5 protein-coding genes are annotated in these 18,190 nt (G+C 50.4%); 3 read left to right on the forward strand and 2 right to left on the reverse strand.

The window, feature by feature from the left end; translation table 11 throughout:
- The first annotated feature begins 408 nt into the window (after positions 1–408).
- Positions 409–3,660, forward strand: a complete 3,252-nt coding sequence (locus tag AC6I7T_RS19075) for a TonB-dependent receptor (protein ID WP_497789077.1) — start codon at positions 409–411, stop codon at positions 3,658–3,660.
- Between the two features lie 245 nt (positions 3,661–3,905).
- Here AC6I7T_RS19075 and AC6I7T_RS19080 read toward each other — a convergent pair whose 3' ends face one another.
- Positions 3,906–11,123 carry an FG-GAP-like repeat-containing protein gene (locus AC6I7T_RS19080; protein ID WP_497789078.1) on the reverse strand — a complete coding sequence of 2,406 codons (7,218 nt, stop codon included), beginning with the start codon at positions 11,121–11,123 and terminating at the stop codon, positions 3,906–3,908.
- An 869-nt stretch (positions 11,124–11,992) separates the two neighbouring features.
- Here AC6I7T_RS19080 and AC6I7T_RS19085 point away from each other — a divergent pair.
- Positions 11,993–15,049: a glycosyl hydrolase family protein gene (locus AC6I7T_RS19085; RefSeq protein ID WP_497789079.1), complete on the forward strand. Its 3,057-nt coding sequence runs from the start codon at positions 11,993–11,995 to the stop codon at positions 15,047–15,049.
- Between the two features lie 82 nt (positions 15,050–15,131).
- Here the strand turns inward: AC6I7T_RS19085 and AC6I7T_RS19090 are convergent, their stop codons facing one another.
- A complete protein-coding gene (locus AC6I7T_RS19090) occupies positions 15,132–16,343 on the reverse strand; it encodes a sialidase family protein (protein WP_497789080.1) in 1,212 nt (403 codons plus the stop codon).
- Between the two features lie 1,375 nt (positions 16,344–17,718).
- Here AC6I7T_RS19090 and AC6I7T_RS19095 point away from each other — a divergent pair.
- Entirely contained in the window at positions 17,719–18,147 is a 429-nt protein-coding gene (locus AC6I7T_RS19095) for a cupin domain-containing protein (protein WP_497789081.1), read from the forward strand.
- Positions 18,148–18,190: the final 43 nt, after the last annotated feature.

Genomic DNA, 18,190 nt, shown 5'->3' on the forward strand with positions numbered 1-18,190 from the left:
AGCGGAACTACTCTTGTGGATCGTGGCGTCTCGGCTTGGCTTCCCAGCTCAAGAAAGCCCCGACGTTTTTCTGGAAAAGGAAATAAAACGAAATATATAAGGGAGAAGCCGAATATCAATTGTGGGCTCTGTCTTTTATCATTCTTCCAGGCTTAAATAAAGAGAGTAGTGAACTCTCCTTCTCAACTCATTAACCAAATCTTCTTCCAATCTGATGGTTCCTTTTCTTTTCTGTATGTATTTCGTTTGAAACTTTTTATTGACTTTTAACTTCGTTTTATGTCACCTTGACCTAGAAGTGGTTCCTGCTCTCCTCTTTACCCGCCCTTGAGTAGCAGTCCCTGGCAATAGAGGCAGGAACAGTGGTTCTGTTGTCTCGGCTCGCACACAAATTAAGGGAGGCGTTTCATGAAAAGGCTCAGCATTTTTCTGCTGGCATTTCTGTCTATTTCGTTTTCCCCCACGCTACTCATAGCTCAGCGAACCACAACCAACATTTCAGGTGTGGTTTCCGATCCGAGTGGAGCAGTGATTCCAGGGGCACAAATCACTATTGTTGCTGTTTCAACTGGTGTGTCCGCCGCAGTGCGTTCGAATGCGCAAGGTTTCTATATCCTCCCCAACGTCGAGGCAGGGAACTACAGATTACGAGTAGAGGTTCCCGGATTTCAAAGATACGAACAGACCGGAATTGTTATTCAAGTCGGCCAGCCTAGAGTTGTTGATGTCGCGATGAGGATTGGTTCTGCAGGTCAGCAGGTTACCGTTTCAAGCGCACCCGCACTAGTAGATACAACTAGCCAGACCGTAAGTTTCGCCATCACTCCACAATTTACCGAGCAGATTCCACTGAATGGCCGCAATGTCATTCAACTGCTATCTCTCGCTCCCGATACCAGCGATCGCAGTGCAGGGGCAAATAACTATTCCAGTCAGGGAGCGACTCGTCCTGAGACCAGGGATTCTGGCTTTGTTACGGCAAGTGGGGAAGCTCGGGAGAATACGACTACTTATTATCTGGATGGGGGATTGAACGAAGATACCTATACGGATGTTGCGAATGTCTTTCCTAATCCCGATGCCGTAGAGGAATTCACTGCCGACACAAATTCATACAATGCCAAGTTTGGCGGACGTGGTGGAGCCGTTGTGAATGCTGTAACGAAGGGCGGCACGAATCGGCTGCATGGAACTGTCTTCGAGTACTTGCGAAATGGTTATGTGAATGCCAGGAACTACTTTTCTACAGAATCGGATACCTTAAAGCGCAATCAGTTCGGCTTCAGTCTTGGCGGACCCGCATTGAAAGACAGAACCTTCTGGTTCGGTTCTTTTCAACGAACAACATATCGGTATGGCAGCAATTCCAATATCGCTTTCGGTCCGACTGCCGCCGAACTGAATGGAGACTGGTCCGCCGCTGTTACTCCCGATACACAATTGACGAATCCTCTTACTGGCCAGAGCTTTGTGGGGAATAAGGTCTCGCCCTCACTCTACAATCCGATTTCTCTCAAGCTCCTTAAGCTTGTTCCCGCCGGAGATCCTGTAACCGGACAGTTCAACTATCTCTCGAAAGAGCTGCAGAATGACAATCAGTACGTTGCTCGTGTAGATCATCACATAGGCGATAAAGCGTCCATTTCCGGCACTTATTTGTGGGACAAGCTGGAAAGCCCCAACTTAGCCGATCCCAAAAATATCGCTACAGGCGGAGGGAATCAGGCTTGGACGAGCCATCATGCAGCGCTTAATCTCTCCTATCGTTTCAGTAATAATCTGCTCTCCAGCTTGAGTACTACCTTTAGTCGCGTAATTCTCAAGTACTCCGGTTCGGCACAATTCCCCAATCTGGCTGATCTGGGAGCTAACTATCCGGTGTGGGATCCCAAGGGAGTGCATGAGGTGGGATTTGCCATAGGCGGCTGGTTTTCTGCTTATTGGATCGGTGCCCAGGATGCTACGCGCAACCAGGAAGACATCGTCAATAACTGGACCTATATCAAGGGCCGCCATACCCTGGATTTCGGTGGAGAGGTCCCTTTCTTTCAAAGTTATCTGTATCAGGCCTACGTCTCTTCCGGATATCAGGGATGGTGGTGCGCTAACTCGGGTTATGCTCCGCTGGATTTCATGCTTGGAGCAAATTGCTTTTATGAACAGTATGCTCCATCGTATGTGGCCCCAAAGGGGAAAGGTCCGTCCCTTTATGCCAATGACGCGTGGAGAATCTCCCCTCGTGTCACCATGAATCTTGGTGTGCGTTGGGAACCCTGGCTTCCCTGGCCGGACAGCAGTGCTGGAAAGATCGGAGGGCAAATCAATCTGGCGGCTTACAACTCCGGAATTCATTCCACACGATATCCCAACTTACCCGCTGGCTTCCTCGTTCGCGGAGATAAAGGTGTTCCCGACGGACTATCGCAAGTCGGATGGAAGTTAGTGGATCCTCGCATCGGAATTGCGTGGGATGTTCGTGGAAATGGGAAGATGAGTCTGCGGGCCGGTTTTGGTATCTATCATGATCAGCCGTTCGGGCGGATCTACAACCAGATGACGAGTACGGAACCATTTACCGAGGGGACGGTGATCACGCAAACAAATGTGAGCGCTTATGATCCCTATTCAGCACCTCCGTATAACGGCTCTATCCCTGTTCTCGATAATCCTCCGCCTTCGAGCACAGTTTTTTCTCTGCCGCTCACAAATGCAGTCGGCTTTGCCCCGAACTTCAAAGCTCCAGCAACCATGCAATGGAATCTCACTTTAGAGCAGCAATTACCGCAGGGAATTCTCTTGAGGACGGGATATGAAGCTTCTGAAAGCTATCACATGTTCAACTCCCGCGATGTAAATGCTGCAACGAACTTTATTCGGCCCATGACAGCCGGTGGATATGGCGGAACCGTCATTGTCGACGAGAGCATGGGAACATCCAGCTATAACGCACTTGTTGTCTCTGTAGAGAAGCGGATGACTGGAGGTTGGTCTTTCTTAGGGGGCTATCGCTGGGCGAAATGTATGGATCTTGCAGGTTCAGATGCAAGTTTTGCCTTCAATGAATTTACAGATGCCAAACGTCCTTATCTTGATCGAGGCCTATGTGATTCCGATCTCTCTCACCAATTTAAGTTTGCCTCTGTATGGCAGGTTCCCACGATCTCTGCTCTCGGCTTTACAGGGCGCCACATTCTAGGTGGCTGGACAATGAGCGGTATCTTCTCGCGGCGCGGGGGCTTTCCCTTTTCCATTATGGCTAGTGGAGATGCTAATCAAGATGGGACGGTCAAGGATCGTGCAAACCTGATTGGCGATCCCTATCTGCATGGGGGACGCTCACAGTCTCAGAAGCTGCAGGAGTGGTTCAATACGTCGGCCTTTCAAACCCCGGACAACGCCGATGGCAATACTTCCAGAAACTTTCTCCGTGGCCCGGCGTCAGTGAACCTGGACTATGCACTCATCAAATCGATTGCGATACCCTTCGGACCACTCGCGGAAAAACAGAAGATCGACTTTCGCGCAGAGGCTTTTAACCTTCTGAATCATCCGAACTTCGGAAACCCCGACGGCGCAATTGCCGATGGCGTACTCTTCGGCACTATCCATTCGGCAAGTTCTCCTCGCATTCTCCAGTTCGCTTTGAAGTACGTTTTTTAGACGCGCCACGAGCAAGGCTGATGCGGCGGCCGAATACTCCTCTAGATTCCTGTGGAACTGTCCTGACGAGCGTTTCCGTAAGACATCCTGTAAAGATAGTGGGGACTAGCGGAGGAATCGATAAGGAAGTAAATCGAGAGAGAGGAAGGTCATCGGTATGTCGGTGACTCATCATAGATGGGTCACCGACTATGTTTTGTTTCGGACAACAAAGTCTATTGTTTGTCCCTATCCAATTGCGAGCACTATTGCACGGTAACGGTTACGTTCGTCGATGTAGTGATCTTGGAGTTGGAAGTATCCGTTCCCGTAATAGTGAAGGTATAGGTTCCCGCCGTCGTTGCTGGAGTGCGCGTTGGTGTTGGAGGCGTATTGGAGCCACCCCCTCCGCCTCCGCCACAACCAACTGCTCCGACCGTGGCGATGGCCACGAGAAGAAGCAACATCGAAATCCAGCGTCGACGCCCACGAGATATTCCAAACATCAGAACAAGCGCCAGGGCAGGCCCTCCGCTAATCTTCCACAGATTCAGCCTTGATGGCACGGCCAGGGAAGCTGTAGATGCTGCAGTAGTATTTACGGTCAATGTTGTGGTTTTGCTACCGCCGGCAGTGAGCGTGATGCTTGATGGATTCAGCGTGCAGGTGGGTAGGCTCTGCGCGCCAGTTGGCGAATTGGAGAGTGCACAGCTCAGGGTCATGGTGCCGGAGTAGGCACTGCCCGCCGAGAACGTTACAGTTCCTGTTGCGGCGCCTCCTGGAGATACGGGAGCCGGTGCTGGCACCGAAGCCGATACTGGAGATACGTTAACGCTCGCTGTTCCGTTCGCGATTGCATATGTCGGATCTCCAGAATATGTTGCCGTTAAGGTGTTGGCTCCACTGCTCAAGGTTCCCGCAGGGATCTCGAATGTCGTTCCCCCATTCGAGAGATCTTGCTGTTTGCTGTAGCTTCCAACAGCGAGCGTAATAGTCCCCGTAGGAGCAGCTAATCCATTGCCGCCAGTCACCGTTACAGCAACATTTAGTACCTGTTGATCCGTGATGGCTGAAGCCGAAGGCTTTACTGTGACCGTGGCAGTTGCTGTGCCGATTGGAGGAACAACCACGGTAACTACAGAGCTCCCAGTTCCAGCAGTGTAATTGTCGGTGCTTGCTGCATCAGGAGTGTAGCTAGCAGTGAGAGTGTTACTTCCAAGCGGAAGTTTTCCGGCTGCAAGCGTAAATGTTGTAGCTCCAGCGGCAAGCGTTTGTACCTGCTGATAGCTGCCGCTAGACAAGGTCACTGTACCGGTGGGCGCCGGATTGTTTGTTCCGGTACTCGCGGTTACTGCAACTGTGACGTTGAGAGCTTGCGCTGTCGTTATGCTTTGTGCGCTGGGTGTGACTGTTACTACCGGTAGATTGGTTTGCGCGGTTAAACCTGTCGTGCCAGAAACACTCAGATTGTAATTGCTATCGCCGGAAAAGCGGGCTACCGCAAGGTGTGTCCCTTTGCCTATCGGTGTGATTTCGTTTGCGGACCCCGTTACCGTGTGCGTTATTTGTGTGGCTAATACAGTTACGGTATTGGTGCTTGGGTTGATCTCAGCCAAGTCCGGAATCCCATCGCGATTAAAGTCCGCTACGGCTATACTTCCGGCGGAGCCCCCTGCCGTGGGTCGTATGGAAGCAGCAAAGGTGCCGTCTCCTTTACCGAGCAGAATCGCAATAGTGTTATTTGCTCCGTTAGATGAGTTGTTGTTGGCTACTGCAATATCGGTATTTCCGTCAGCGTTGAAATCGCCAATAGCAATGGCGGAAATATAGCTATCGACGGTGGGGTTGGTTGCGGCTGTAAACGTTCCGTCACCGTTTCCGAGCAAGATTGAAAGTCCGTCGTAATAACTTAACGCGACCAGATCTGGCTTCCCATCATTGTTAAAGTCACCGGTAATCATGGCCGTAGCGCTATTAGGTATTGAGGTGCTCGTGCCTAGGGCTGCGAATGTTCCGTCACCATTTCCCATAAGGATAGTAACGGTACTTTGGGGATAATTGTTATTAGCTACGGCGAGGTCGGGAATTCCATCTGAATTGAAATCCCCCATGGTCATGCTCGTGGGATTGTTACTAGCCAGTTGAGATGTGCCTCCTGTGGCAAATGTTCCATCACCATTGCCTTGGAAAACCTTCAACGAACTGTTTGGACTGTCATTGCTTAGCAAGACCAGATCTGTGATGCCATCCCGGTTGAAGTCTCCTGAGAAGATGTTTGAGGGGTAGTATCCGACCTGAGGACTCAGCGGGCTTGGTGTAAAGGTCCCGTCACCGTTTCCAAGGAGGGTGGTTAACGAACCGTAGTAGGAAGCGCCATTAACAACGGCCAGGTCTACAATTCCATCTCTGTTGAAATCTCCGGGAATTAGCGACTTCGCGCCGGCTCCGACGAGTGGATTCGATCCGTTGTTGGTAAAGGTCCCGTCTCCATTACCAAGCAGGATCGTCAGGGTACTGCTGTTTGCATTCGAAATGGCCATATCGGTTATGCCATCTCCATTGAAGTCGGCCGTGGCCAAAAGAGATGGATTGGAACCGGTTGCGGATGACAGAGGGCCTGCCCATCCTAAAGTAGTCTTGTCGCCGGATAGGCTAGCTGTCTTTAATATGGCATTTGCGTTATTGGTATCTAGGAAAGATACCGTTCCTGTAGGCGTCGCCAGTCCTTGACCGGACACCGTGGATGTCAGGGTAAAATGTCCCGCGGTTCCGCTCTGGGCAATCGTTGTGGATGAGGCCGCAGCTCCTGCGACTTGCAGGTCGGACGCATCGGAAGAGCTGGATCCCTTGGTTGCTGTACCCAGGAAGACAGCTTTATAGCTGTGACTTCCCATCCCGGGCGTGAGTTTCAGAACCGCTATTCCTCCGATTGTCAGCTGTGCAGAACCCAACAGATGTGAATCCTCGCAGTATGTGGCTTTTGCATCGCAGAAATTGACTAGTCCGGAGGTCACGGGTGTTGATCCGGCACTGGTTTTTGCTGTCAGAATAGCTGCTCCACCAGCGGCAATAGATGTGACAGGTGCCCCATCTGCAGAAATAGTCAAGGTTGTCGAAGTGGAAGTCGGTGCACTCCCAATGTTTATGGTGAGAGGCAACGTTGATTTAAGACTTCCAGCTGTTCCCGTTATGGTTGCTGTTGTTGTTCCCGTAGCTGCAGTATCGCTAGCAGTGAGGGTCAAGACACTCGATCCCGTAGTCGTGTCTGTGCTCCAGGATGCCGTGACTCCGTCCGGCAATCCAGAAATGGCTAGCTTTACTGCTCCACTGAAGTTGTACTGTGGATTCACCGAGATAGTGGAGGCCTCGGTACTGCCGGGCGCAAGGTTTAGCACACTTGGCGAACTCGACAGCGTGAAGCCTGGAGCATTGATCGTTAACGACAAATTGTTCGTTGCAACGATACTCCCTGCAGTTCCTGTGATCGTCACTGTTGAAGTTCCGGGAGTCGCATTGTTACTGGCTGTCAAGGTTAACGTGCTGGATCCTGTGGTTGGGTTTGGGGAGAAGGATGCTGTGACCCCACTAGGCAAGCCGGAAGCCGTAAGGTTTACGCTGCCGCTAAATCCATACTGACCATTTACATATATGGTAGATGTTCCAGAGTTTCCCTGAATCAAGGAAAGCGTGGAAGTGGTGTTGTAGAGAGTAAAACTTTGCGAGTAGACACCTAATGTAAGGGTGGTAGTGGAACTGAGAGCCCCGGAAGTTCCCGTGATCGTTAGCGGGTATTGTCCAAGAGCCGTGGTGCTGCTGACGTTCAGTGTTAGTACGCTGTTGTCGGTCGTGGGGTTCTTGCTCCAGGATGCGGTTACTCCACTCGGAAGGTTGCTAACAGCTAGATCAACGCTTCCATTAAAGCCATACTGAGAATTGACATATACATAGGCTGTATTTGAGCCTCCTTGTCCAATATTCACAGATGACCAACTGGAGATTGTGAAGTTTTGCGCATGTACTCCGACTGTAAAGTTAGCTGTGACGCTAAGCGAACCAGAGGTGGCTGTGAGCGTTACGGGGTAGTTCCCTATAACGGCTGAATTCGTTGCTGTCAGAGTAAGGATGGTACGATCGGTCGCGGGGTTTGGGGCAAACGATGCCGTGACTCCGCTAGGTAAACCTGTCAAGCTGAAGTTCACACTTCCTTTAAACCCATACATCGGATTTATGTAGATAGAGGAGCTGCTGGAGCTACCTTGTCCGACATCCATGGTGTAGGGGGTGGTAAACGTGAAACTTTGTGCATGGATGCTCAGCGTAAATGTAGATGTTGCCGTGAGCGAGCCAGATGTTCCTGTGATGGTAACCGGATACTGTCCAATAGTCGTAGATGCGGCTACATTGAGCGTAAGCGTCGTTGACCCGGAAGCCGGGTTCTGGACCCATGAAGAGGTGACTCCGGCAGGCAGCCCGGATAAAGAAAGAGTTACTTTGTCTTTAAAACCATATCGAGAATCAATAGAGACGTACAGATTCTGAGAGCTGTCTTGTCCTGCATCTACTGTTGTGTATGTTGAGATTGTGAAACTCGGAGCATGAACATTCAAGGTCAGGTCTGTTGAGACCGAGGTAGTTCCAGCTTTGCCGGAAAGCGTTATAGGATACTGGCCGGCGGCGGCAGTGTTTGCCGCCGTCAAGGTGAGCATGCTGTATTGTTTTGTCGGGTTTGTCTCCCAAGTAGCGGTAACTCCTGTAGGTAGACCTGTTACCGAGAGCGTTACGCTATCCTCAAATCCATATTTAGGGCTGATGTAGATGTAGGAAGTGCTGGTGTTGCCTTGGCCAATATCCACGCTCGACGGAGCGGATATTGTGAAAGTTGGGGCATAGACGCCTAAAGTGAAGGTGGTGCTTGCTGTGAGAGATCCGGATGTTCCTGTAACGGTTACAGTCGAACTTCCTGTTGTAGCCGAGGTGCTCGCTGCCAATGTAAGTGTGCTGTTCCCTTTGGTGGGATTAGGACTTAGTAGCGCAGTCACACCGCTTGGCAGTCCCGTAACGGAGAGAGTTACGGCATCGCTAAAGCCATATTGAGGATAGATATAGAATGATCCCGACGCTGTCTTACCGATACCTAGGTCGATACTGCTCTGTCCGGAGATGGTGAAGCTGGGTCCTGTGACCGTAAGGGAAATAGTTCTGGTTACATTGAGAGAACCAGAAGTTCCAGTGATCGTTACGGTCGCCGTTCCAGGCGTAGCAGTGCTGCTTGCCGTGAGGGTTAAGACGCTACTGCTTGTCGCCGGATTTGTCCCCCAAGATGCGGTCACTCCGTTAGGTAGCCCCGTTGCGGCCAGGGTTACGTTTCCATTGAAGCCGTACCAGGGCGTTATCGTAACAACGGTAGTAGTGGATTGTCCCTGGCTAATCCCCAGCATTGTGGGGCTGGTCGTCAGTGAAAAGCTTGGCGCGTGAATCGAAATTGTAAAACTTGTCGTTTCTGTTAAGGTACCCGAGGTTCCGGATATGGTAACAGTGGCGTTGCCGGCTGTTGCCGAGTTGCTCGCCGTTAGTGTTAAAACGCTGCTTCCGTTGGTAGGATTCGTCCCCCAGCTTGCGGTTACTCCGTCAGGTAAGGTGGATGTAATAGCCAGGGTCACGTTGTCAGAGAATCCACCCGCACCGGTCACCGTAATGGTATTTGTTGCTGAAGATCCCTGGCCAATGTTCAGGGTTGTCTTGGAAGGGGAAAGCCAGAAGCCGAGCTTTTGTGGCCCCGCAAGCGCATCGATGAAGGCCTGCCCTGTCGGGCTGCCCCAGCCTGTTGTCAGATCATAGCCGGTTGTTGCGCTGTACCAGACGGTTTGTGTGCTGGTTTTATTATTTCCGCTGGTGATGTCGTGAAAATAATCGGTATAGTGGGCGCCTAAACCGAAAGAGTAGATTGAGGGATTAATAAATCCCAATCCGCTGCCTGCGGGAACAGTGCCGGCTTCGATTGCTTGCTGGTTGACCAGAGCCATGAACCCTGCCCAGCGTGGAGCTGCGAAGCTTGTTCCTGCCCATCCTCCTGAACACCCATACTGGTCGCAGTTGTAGTTGTCATAGTCGCCCTCCATCGCCACATCCGGCTCGTTGCGTAATGTGGACGAACCTCCATTTGCGGTAGTTGCCACGCCAGATTGCCAACTGGGGATTGCGATTCCATCTGGGCTAATGCCCCCACCAGTACCGTGTGACTGGGAATTCCAGACCGTTTCGGACTTCCAGCCACTCCCAGCTCCGTTTGTCGTCAAGTGTGTTCCGCCAACCGTAGTTACATAGGCATCTTCTGCAGGGAAAAAGTATGGACTAATTGTTGCGTCCAGGGCTCCATCGTCGCCAGAAGCGACAAAGACACTTTGCCCCTGCGCTGCCATTTGCTGGAAGAAGGTATCTACCGTCTGGTGATCGTCGGGGATCCATCCCCAGGAGATGCTTAACTGTTTGCAGACATTCTCCGTCGCCATTTTGTTAAGAATGGTGGCATCGTTAGTCCCGATATAGACACGGACTTCACTCAGTCCTGGAGCCATGCCAATTGCTTGAACAATATCTAGAACCTGTTCTCCATCGTCGCCTGACGGGCCACTCGTACTTCCGTTCAACAGGACGTTATTGATTGGGACATTGTTACTTTGTCCTGCGTTTGTGAAGGTTCTTGTTACCTCAGAAAGGTTGTAGCCGCCAAATTCCAGAAGTCCTACAGATTGTCCGATTCCGGTTAATGTGGTACCGCCGTAATAGGCCGCTCGCATATCACTGCCGAGATAAGATCCTCCAGGTCCAGATCCTATGCTGTCCGTCATACTCTGAACTGCGAGTGGTTTTGCGACCATCGGGTGTGGTAGCGAAAAATTGTTCAATCCGGAGATGTGCTCGATTGCTACGTTCAGGTTGAGGGAAGGTTCTCTGTCTGGTGAGTAGAATTCACGGTCTTCGGTGGGATGTTTGTATACACCCAATCGAAGATTGAAAGCTTGGTTGATCTGCGCGGCCGTTCCGGTCACGGATACCACTCTGCGATTTTCTGCTAAATCCGTTACGGTCAAGCCATTTGCTTGAGCAAAAGAGACGACTGCCTGATAATCAGCATCCGTAGGGCCAAATCGTTCGGTGAATTGCTGCACGGTGAGAAAATGGCGGTAGTCAGGGCTGGAGGGATCATACAGTCTCGTTAGCAGATCCTTTAATTCCGCTTGGTTCCGCAAGGGGAGAACAATGGCTAAATTCAGCTGCTGAGTTTCCGGGAGTGTGCCTACCATTGCAGCTTTGCCGCTGGTCACCGCTGGACGTACGTGGTTGTGTAAAACCTGAGGTACCTGCTGTGCCTGTACAGTACTTGCTCCGGTACACATCAGCAGAACGAGGCAAATACGGGTGAGAAGCTGAGATATGTACCGATATCTAGGAATAGAACGATGGACGGGGCTAGATGTGGTCATCAAACTGTAATCAGGGCAGGACAGTAGAACCATGGAAGCTTACTCCAAAACTATGGTGGATGGAATCACCAGCTATTTGCTATGCACTCAACTAAAAGCGGATATGAAAGGTCCGGTGCTAATGGGGGTCGGGAGATTTCGTTTGTATCCGAATAATCTAAATTGTCGGGTCATTTTAGCACGGAACAGGAGCAAATCGAACTTATAAATGTCTTATAGATCTGTCGACTAATGGCTGTTCTAAACAGATTCTTGGCAGATATTCTCTCTCTAGTTTATGAACAGATACCTTTTGGATTGGATTGTTGGCATTTTCTCCATCTCAGGTGTCTCATATTGGTGCACATTGTTAGCTGATTTATAACTATTGTTCTGCCTCTGAATTTCTTTTCCAGTTATATGAAATTCAATGCACAGCTCTCGACGTAACACATCTCCTTCGGATCTGCTTAAAGAAATTTGTAGCTTTTATTGGTATTTCCAGTATTGGCATTCTTATCCTGAGATTTTTCCCGATATCGAGTTTTCCCTTATTGTCCAATCTTGCGAATATCGGCCAGATTATTCATTTTTAAAGGCTTAGGTGTATTGCTACCCCCAGATGGGCCAAGGAACATACCACCAAATAAGTAGATACAGTTTGGGCTTAGCTGAAGATAATCGGGATCAACAACCATTTGTTATTTGGCTAATGCTTAACATCATAATCATGGGTTCGGATAAAGCCGGATCCAGATTCTGTTAATACGTTCAGAAGAATCATGCTTGTCGTGTATGTGAATTTGACGTAGGGGCCAGCAAAGAAACCGGCACGTTTCGTTTCCTCCTGTTCTCACATTGCCAGTGCAAGGACCGGAGAAGCGTTACCTATGCAACTCATATACTCGAAGTGTGCTCGTAAGCTTGTCGCCATTGCTTATCTATTGACTGGTTTATTTTTCTGCGGAATTGCCACATCCCGCCAGGCACTTGCCTCTGCCTCGACGCCAACTATCATTCTTACTGCATATAACGCTGACGGGACGAATACAGGTACAGGTCGCCTGGGGCGAAACATATCTGTCGTGGCAACAGTAAGAAATGCTACCAATACTTCAGTGATCTGGAGCCTTCAAGGTGCGGGTACCCTTTTGTCAAGCGGAACCTATTCTGCCCCAGCTACGATGCCTTCCAACCCAACAGTGGTGGTTACTGCGACATCAGTCGAAAACACGGCTGTTAGCGCTTCCTATACTTTTACCTTGATCAACCCGATTCCGGTAGTGAATGGAACTTCTCCGACGGCACTGAACACCGCAGCCACCACCTCTGTCACTCTTTCAGGCTCCGGTTTTCTGCCGACCACCGCTATCCTGGCTAATGGTTCTGCAGTGCCAGCAACCTATCAGTCCGGCAGCACTATGACTATTCAGCTTACGGAATCTGGGACTGCGACAGGTCTGGTCACTCTTGTTGCGCAGAATGGAGCTCCTGGCGGTGGAACAAGCTCGGCTATTCAGCTGAATATTGCAACACCGGTTATCAAGCTCACAGCATATACAGGAGACGGAACAAATACTGGCACTGCGCGCATCGGCGGCAGCGTCTCTCTCGTGCCGACGGTTACTGGAACAGGAAACAGCTCGCTCTCATGGAGCGTTTCGGGAGCAGGATCGGTTTCTACATCCGGGCGGTACACTGCACCAGGCGCAATGCCTGCAAATCCTTCGGTGACCGTGAAGGCGACATTGGTATCTAATCCGGCAATTAGCAGCTTCTATAGCTTCTCACTGATAAATGCAGCTCCGACGATTACGAGCTCCTACCCCACGGCCGTGAAAACCAATACGACAACAACAGTCTCACTGAGTGGCACCGGATTTGCATCGGGAAGCCAAGTTTATGTGAATAACACGGCGGTTCCGACGACCTACACATCGTTTTCTCAGGTTAGCTTTCCTCTATCGATAGCTGATAATGCCACTGGCGCCTCTGTTTCTGTTGTCGTTGTGAATCCTATCCCCGGTGGGGGGACCAGCAATGTCTTAACTCTGCCGATCACGCCAAAGACGATTCAGTTGGATGGATATAGTGATGAGGGCGTCGATGTTACCACGCTTCGTTTAGGGCTGAGCATGCAGTTCTATGTTTCCATTACTAACGGAACTGGGGATGCTACAGCAAACTGGACACTTTCAGGTGGCGGGACACTGTCGAATAACGGTCTCTATCAGGCTCCAGTTGCTATGCCTGCCAGCTCCACTGTGGTGATAACCGCAGCTCTCAAGTCGAATCCGGCTGTAGTCGCCAAGTATCAATTGTCGTTGCTAAATCCAGTGCCTGTGATCAATAACACGAATCCGACTCAGCTTGCGGCAGGAACAACCACTAACGTTACGATCAATGGAAACGGATTTGTTACTGGGACTTCAATTTCAGTGAATGGAACGGCGGTCGCTACGAAACTGCTATCGGATTCGTCTGTTCAGGTTCAGATCACTCCGGCGAGTGGAGCGACATCGGTGACGATTGTTGCCAAGAACCCGGATCCCGGAACGGCAACCGGTTCGAATTTCTCAATTCCGGTAGGTAAACCAGCAACCGTTGCAGCGACCATTGGCTCGACTGCGGGAATTCAGATTCCTCTAAACTTCCTTGGTTTCTCTCATGAGTGGGGCGATGCTGAGAATGTGCTTGGTTCAAGCATGTATGGCGTCAATACTATCTATCGCCAGCTACTCAAGAACTTGATGAACGGTGCGTCTTATCCTTTCTTTATCCGTATTGGCGGAGGTAGCACTGATTCCACCGTTGACCCCACGGTCAAGACGATTCCTCCCTTTGCAGAATTGGCGAATGCCATGGGTGTGAAATTCTCGTTGGGCGTAAATCTTGGCTCGGAGGATGTTCAGTTGGCCGTTCGTCAAGCTACTGCCTATGTGGCGCAGATGCCTTCGGGTTCGATCAATGCCATCGAAATAGGTAACGAGCCGGACGATTATGTGTATGGTGGGCGAAGGCCGAGCACTTACACCTTTACCGATTATCTGGCGGACTTTTCCACCTGGAGGACGAATATTCTCCCTCTTCTCCCTAGCGGGACGAAGTTGATGGGACCTTCGTGGTCGGAAAGCAAGACAGTTCCGAATTTGCCAGCTTTCGAGACGACAGAATCTCCAAATGTGTCGGTCATCAGCTACCACTACTATGCCGGGCATCAGTACGGAGGAACTCAGTTTGCCTCTGACTTCCTTTTGACGCCCGGTGCGGCAACACAGGGCGCGACGCTCGTGGGGCCATATATCGCGGCAACACACAAAAATGGAGAGCAGTTCAGAATCGGCGAGATGAACTCGATTGACACAGGTGGCGTTCCGGGAATCAGTGACGCCTTTGGTTCGGCACTCTGGGCCGTCGATACGATGTTCGAGTTTGCCAAGATCGGTGTCGATGGCGTGAACTTCCATGGGGCGAGCGCGTGCACCTACTGTGCATTCACCTTTGGTAGGGCGAGCGTCGGATCGAACTCAATCTATACCCTGCAGCAGGTCAATCCGCTGTACTATGGAATGCTCTTTTTCCAGAAGGCGGCGGGAAACAAGGCGAAGCTGCTTCCTGTCTCACTGAGCACTACGGTGAATGTGAAGGTCTGGGCCACAGTTGATCAGAACAATGTGGTTCGCGTTGTGATCGTCAATAAGGACAAGAGTTTCACCGGAAATGTGGCAGTCTCGATTGCTGGATACGCTTCGGCTAGTGTCGTGCGGTTGCTTGCACCTAGCTATGATTCTTCGACTGGAGTCTCAATCGGGGGACAAACCTTCGATGGCAGTATCGATGGTACTCCGGTCGGCAGTCCCGATAATGAGACAATCGGTTCTTCGAATGGCGTCTTCAATGTACCGGTTCAGCCAACGAGTGCTGTGTTGTTGACACTTAGTAATTAGATGGTGGGCTAAAAAAGATGGGGGAGATCGTCTCTCCCCCATTGTCAATTAGCTGAATGCTGTATTCTTATTTTCCCTTCAGCTATTTCTTTTCTGTAGAAGGTTTGTATGTACCCTCTGTTGTTCCTTGGCGAATCCAGTCTTCCGTGAACGAGACCGTTTTAATTGTCTGCCTCCGGAAGGTGAATGCAACGTGAATCCGTCCGTCGCTGGTTTGTGTCACGGAAGGATAAGAGTACTCTTCGCGGCCTGGCTCTTTGGGCCGCTGTTCTATGAGCCCGTAGCTCGAACGTCCATTTTCAATGTCGCGCACGTATTTCCATGTTTGTCCCCCATCTTCTGAGAGCGCAATGGATAGCGGCTTCCGTAAGCCCTGAACACGTCTTTCTCCCTCAAGGTGTGCCTGCGAGTTATCAAAGACAATAACGATATGGCCATTGCGAAGAGCAAAAGCCTGTACCGAGGCATTGTTGTTAGGGAGCACTGTTGCTTCAGGTTTCGTCCAATGGCACGCATCTTCCGATGTGCTCTTATAAATCCAGTCAGAAGAGCGGCTGCGGAAAAATGCCACAAGGCGATTGGGCGCGACAGGAACCACCGTCGGTTGTACTCTGGCTTGGCTCTCCGTTACGACACATTCTGTCCAAGCTTTTCCGTTATCCGACGAAAGCTTCATTGCCGAGTAATTGGTTTCCGCTCCGACTCCGATGCCCTTGCTGGTCACATACGTCATCGGCATTAACCACCTGTGATCGGGGAGAACCATGAGCGGATGCCGTGTGTAAGAACCACCCTTCTCAAATAAGACATGTGGTGCCGACCAGGTTTTGCCGTGGTCGGTAGATATCACCTCTAGCACTTTGGAATTGTCTTCTCCGGCTCCTGCTCCCTGGGTCGTGTGGTAAATATGCAAGGTCCCGTCTGGAGCCTCAAAGAGCACGGGATTTTGGAACGACTCTCCTTCGCGTTGGTCGACCAGAAGAGGCTTCGTCCATTGATGCGAGCCTTTCGCCAAACGCGAGACTACAATGCCAACACCCGATTGGCCCTCCCATGTTCCCGAAAACCAAACGCACAGCAGATCTCCATTTTTAAGCTGGAGCAGGTTTGCGGCATGGGAGCTGGGGAAGAGAATCGGCAAATAAGCTTCTTCGTAGCCTTCCTGCTTATTCTGTCTTTCGACTCCATCTGCAAGGTGCACGATTGCAGGGTCGAGCAAAGGTCGGGGATTGGAATTCGGTGCCGCCGAAGACTGAAAGGCGAGAGTAGCCAGAAGAGCCAGTTGAACGAGCATGCTTTACTCCGATATTGGACATGTACGGTACGAACGGAACATGTTGCCTCTTGTATTCGTTGGAATCTAGAGGCGCGACCATACTACGGCAGAAATCAGAAATATTCAATATTAATTACCGTATTTAGTTGAAAATGAAAATTAAACAGACAAGGAGTCAGCCTCTTGGGAAGGCCATTTCAGCACCCGGAAAGTTTTGGCGACCTTCCTGGGGCGGGCAGTCGGCACATTTCATGATATGGGGGCTACCGATTCTGCTCTTTGAAGAGACCTCACACATTTCGCAGGTACATCGAAAATGTTGGATAAGAGCGTTTGGGGGAGTTCAAGCACGAGGGAAAGTTCTCACCACTTTTGTTAATTGACATCTTCGTTATTCCTTGGAAGTTTGATGACCACGGTCCGGACTCGTCTCGCGTCTGTTTCAGGGTGCTACACTGCGGCCTCTACCGGTTATCGTCTGTTCTGTGCACTGATACAAAATTAAAGTAACCGAATCAGTTATCGATTAACTAAAAATAATTCGAAAATTACATCTATGTTGTAAAAATTATATTGACAATGCAATATTGACTCTTCTAACTTTCTTTCCGACACAAATTAGCTCGCGTAAAAGACACAAACGAGAGACATAAGTGAAAGCGTCTCCGCCCAGCCCTAAAGGCGCTTTCTCGTCTGGTGTGCTGTTGTGTTCAGAAGTGAGTGGAAAAGCGTCTAGGAGAAGATGGTAGCGAAAACCAGGAAGCTGATCTCTATGGGATTCTTGAGCCCGCTGTTAGGCGCATCTCAGTTGATCTCGGCGCAATTCTCCCGCCTCTTCCAAGGTGCGATACGGGGTGAAACTGTAACAGCTACAAATACCGTGTGAGGTAATTCACGAACATTATCTTAGATAAGGTTGAGTGTTTTCGGTTTATCCCTAGCCACATGGGTTTGCAGGGGTTTGTCCAAATTCTAAAGTTGTTTGTCCTCCTTACACAGGCGCCGTTCGTTTTAGCGGCGCCTTTTTTTGAGCGTCGGCCTAGTGTGACTCTTCTTGTGTGCTAGAAGATAGGGAGTCCATGTAATCTGGAGCTATCAAATCGTAAATCTAGGACAATGTATCTATCGTGGATACTTTTTCTAGAAGCAGTTGTGACTGCGATATGGAATACCTGACTCTGACAAAAAGTTGCCCCAATGTTGGCCGTTCAGTTTATATCTTTGCGGCAAATACTCCTGACGGCCCATGTCTCTTCTATTGGAAATGCTAATGAAGTGCTTCGAAAAAAAGAATGAGACCTCGCCGAAGCGGTCTGCTAAATTTAGCGAGGTTTAGAAGACATGTCATTTCGCTTCTCGATGCGCAACGACGCCGAACCAAGGGGAGATTTCCATGTTTGCAAAGCAGTTTGAAGAGGGAGAGATATTCCACTGTGCGGGGAATAAATTCGCCATGTTGCTTCCTCGGGACAATACCCGCGCCTGCGAGGTGGTTTTACAGACCGTCAGGCCTGGGGCGTCGACACCGCCAAACACGCACGAGACCTTTATGCAGATATATCTGATTTGGAGCGGCAAGGCAGTAATGCATGTCGGGAGTGAGTCTCGAGAGTTATCTGCTCCGGCAGTTGCATACGTTCCGAAGCAGGCCGAGCATTGGATCGAGAATCTTTCCTCGGATCAGGAGCTGCAGTACTTGTACATCAGCGTATGGCCGGATGGCATTCCCTCCGAAGAGTTCGACGGCGGATGGAAGAAGGTTTATTCCGGCATTATCGATGAATATGTCAACCGCGGTTATCCGGTGCACGCCGCGAAGTAGTTCTTGGGTTCATAGCATCTCCGCAGAGATAGATATCGCAGCC

Source organism: Humiphilus diazotrophicus (assembly GCF_059726315.1).

Excerpts from the sequence above, each read along its gene's own strand:
- AC6I7T_RS19075 (WP_497789077.1), top strand. The coding sequence starts at position 409 with ATGAAAAGGCTCAGCATTTTTCTGCTGGCATTTCTGTCTATTTCGTTT.
- AC6I7T_RS19080 (WP_497789078.1), bottom strand. The coding sequence starts at position 11,123 with ATGACCACATCTAGCCCCGTCCATCGTTCTATTCCTAGATATCGGTAC.
- AC6I7T_RS19085 (WP_497789079.1), top strand. The coding sequence starts at position 11,993 with ATGCAACTCATATACTCGAAGTGTGCTCGTAAGCTTGTCGCCATTGCT.
- AC6I7T_RS19090 (WP_497789080.1), bottom strand. The coding sequence starts at position 16,343 with ATGCTCGTTCAACTGGCTCTTCTGGCTACTCTCGCCTTTCAGTCTTCG.
- AC6I7T_RS19095 (WP_497789081.1), top strand. The coding sequence starts at position 17,719 with ATGTTTGCAAAGCAGTTTGAAGAGGGAGAGATATTCCACTGTGCGGGG.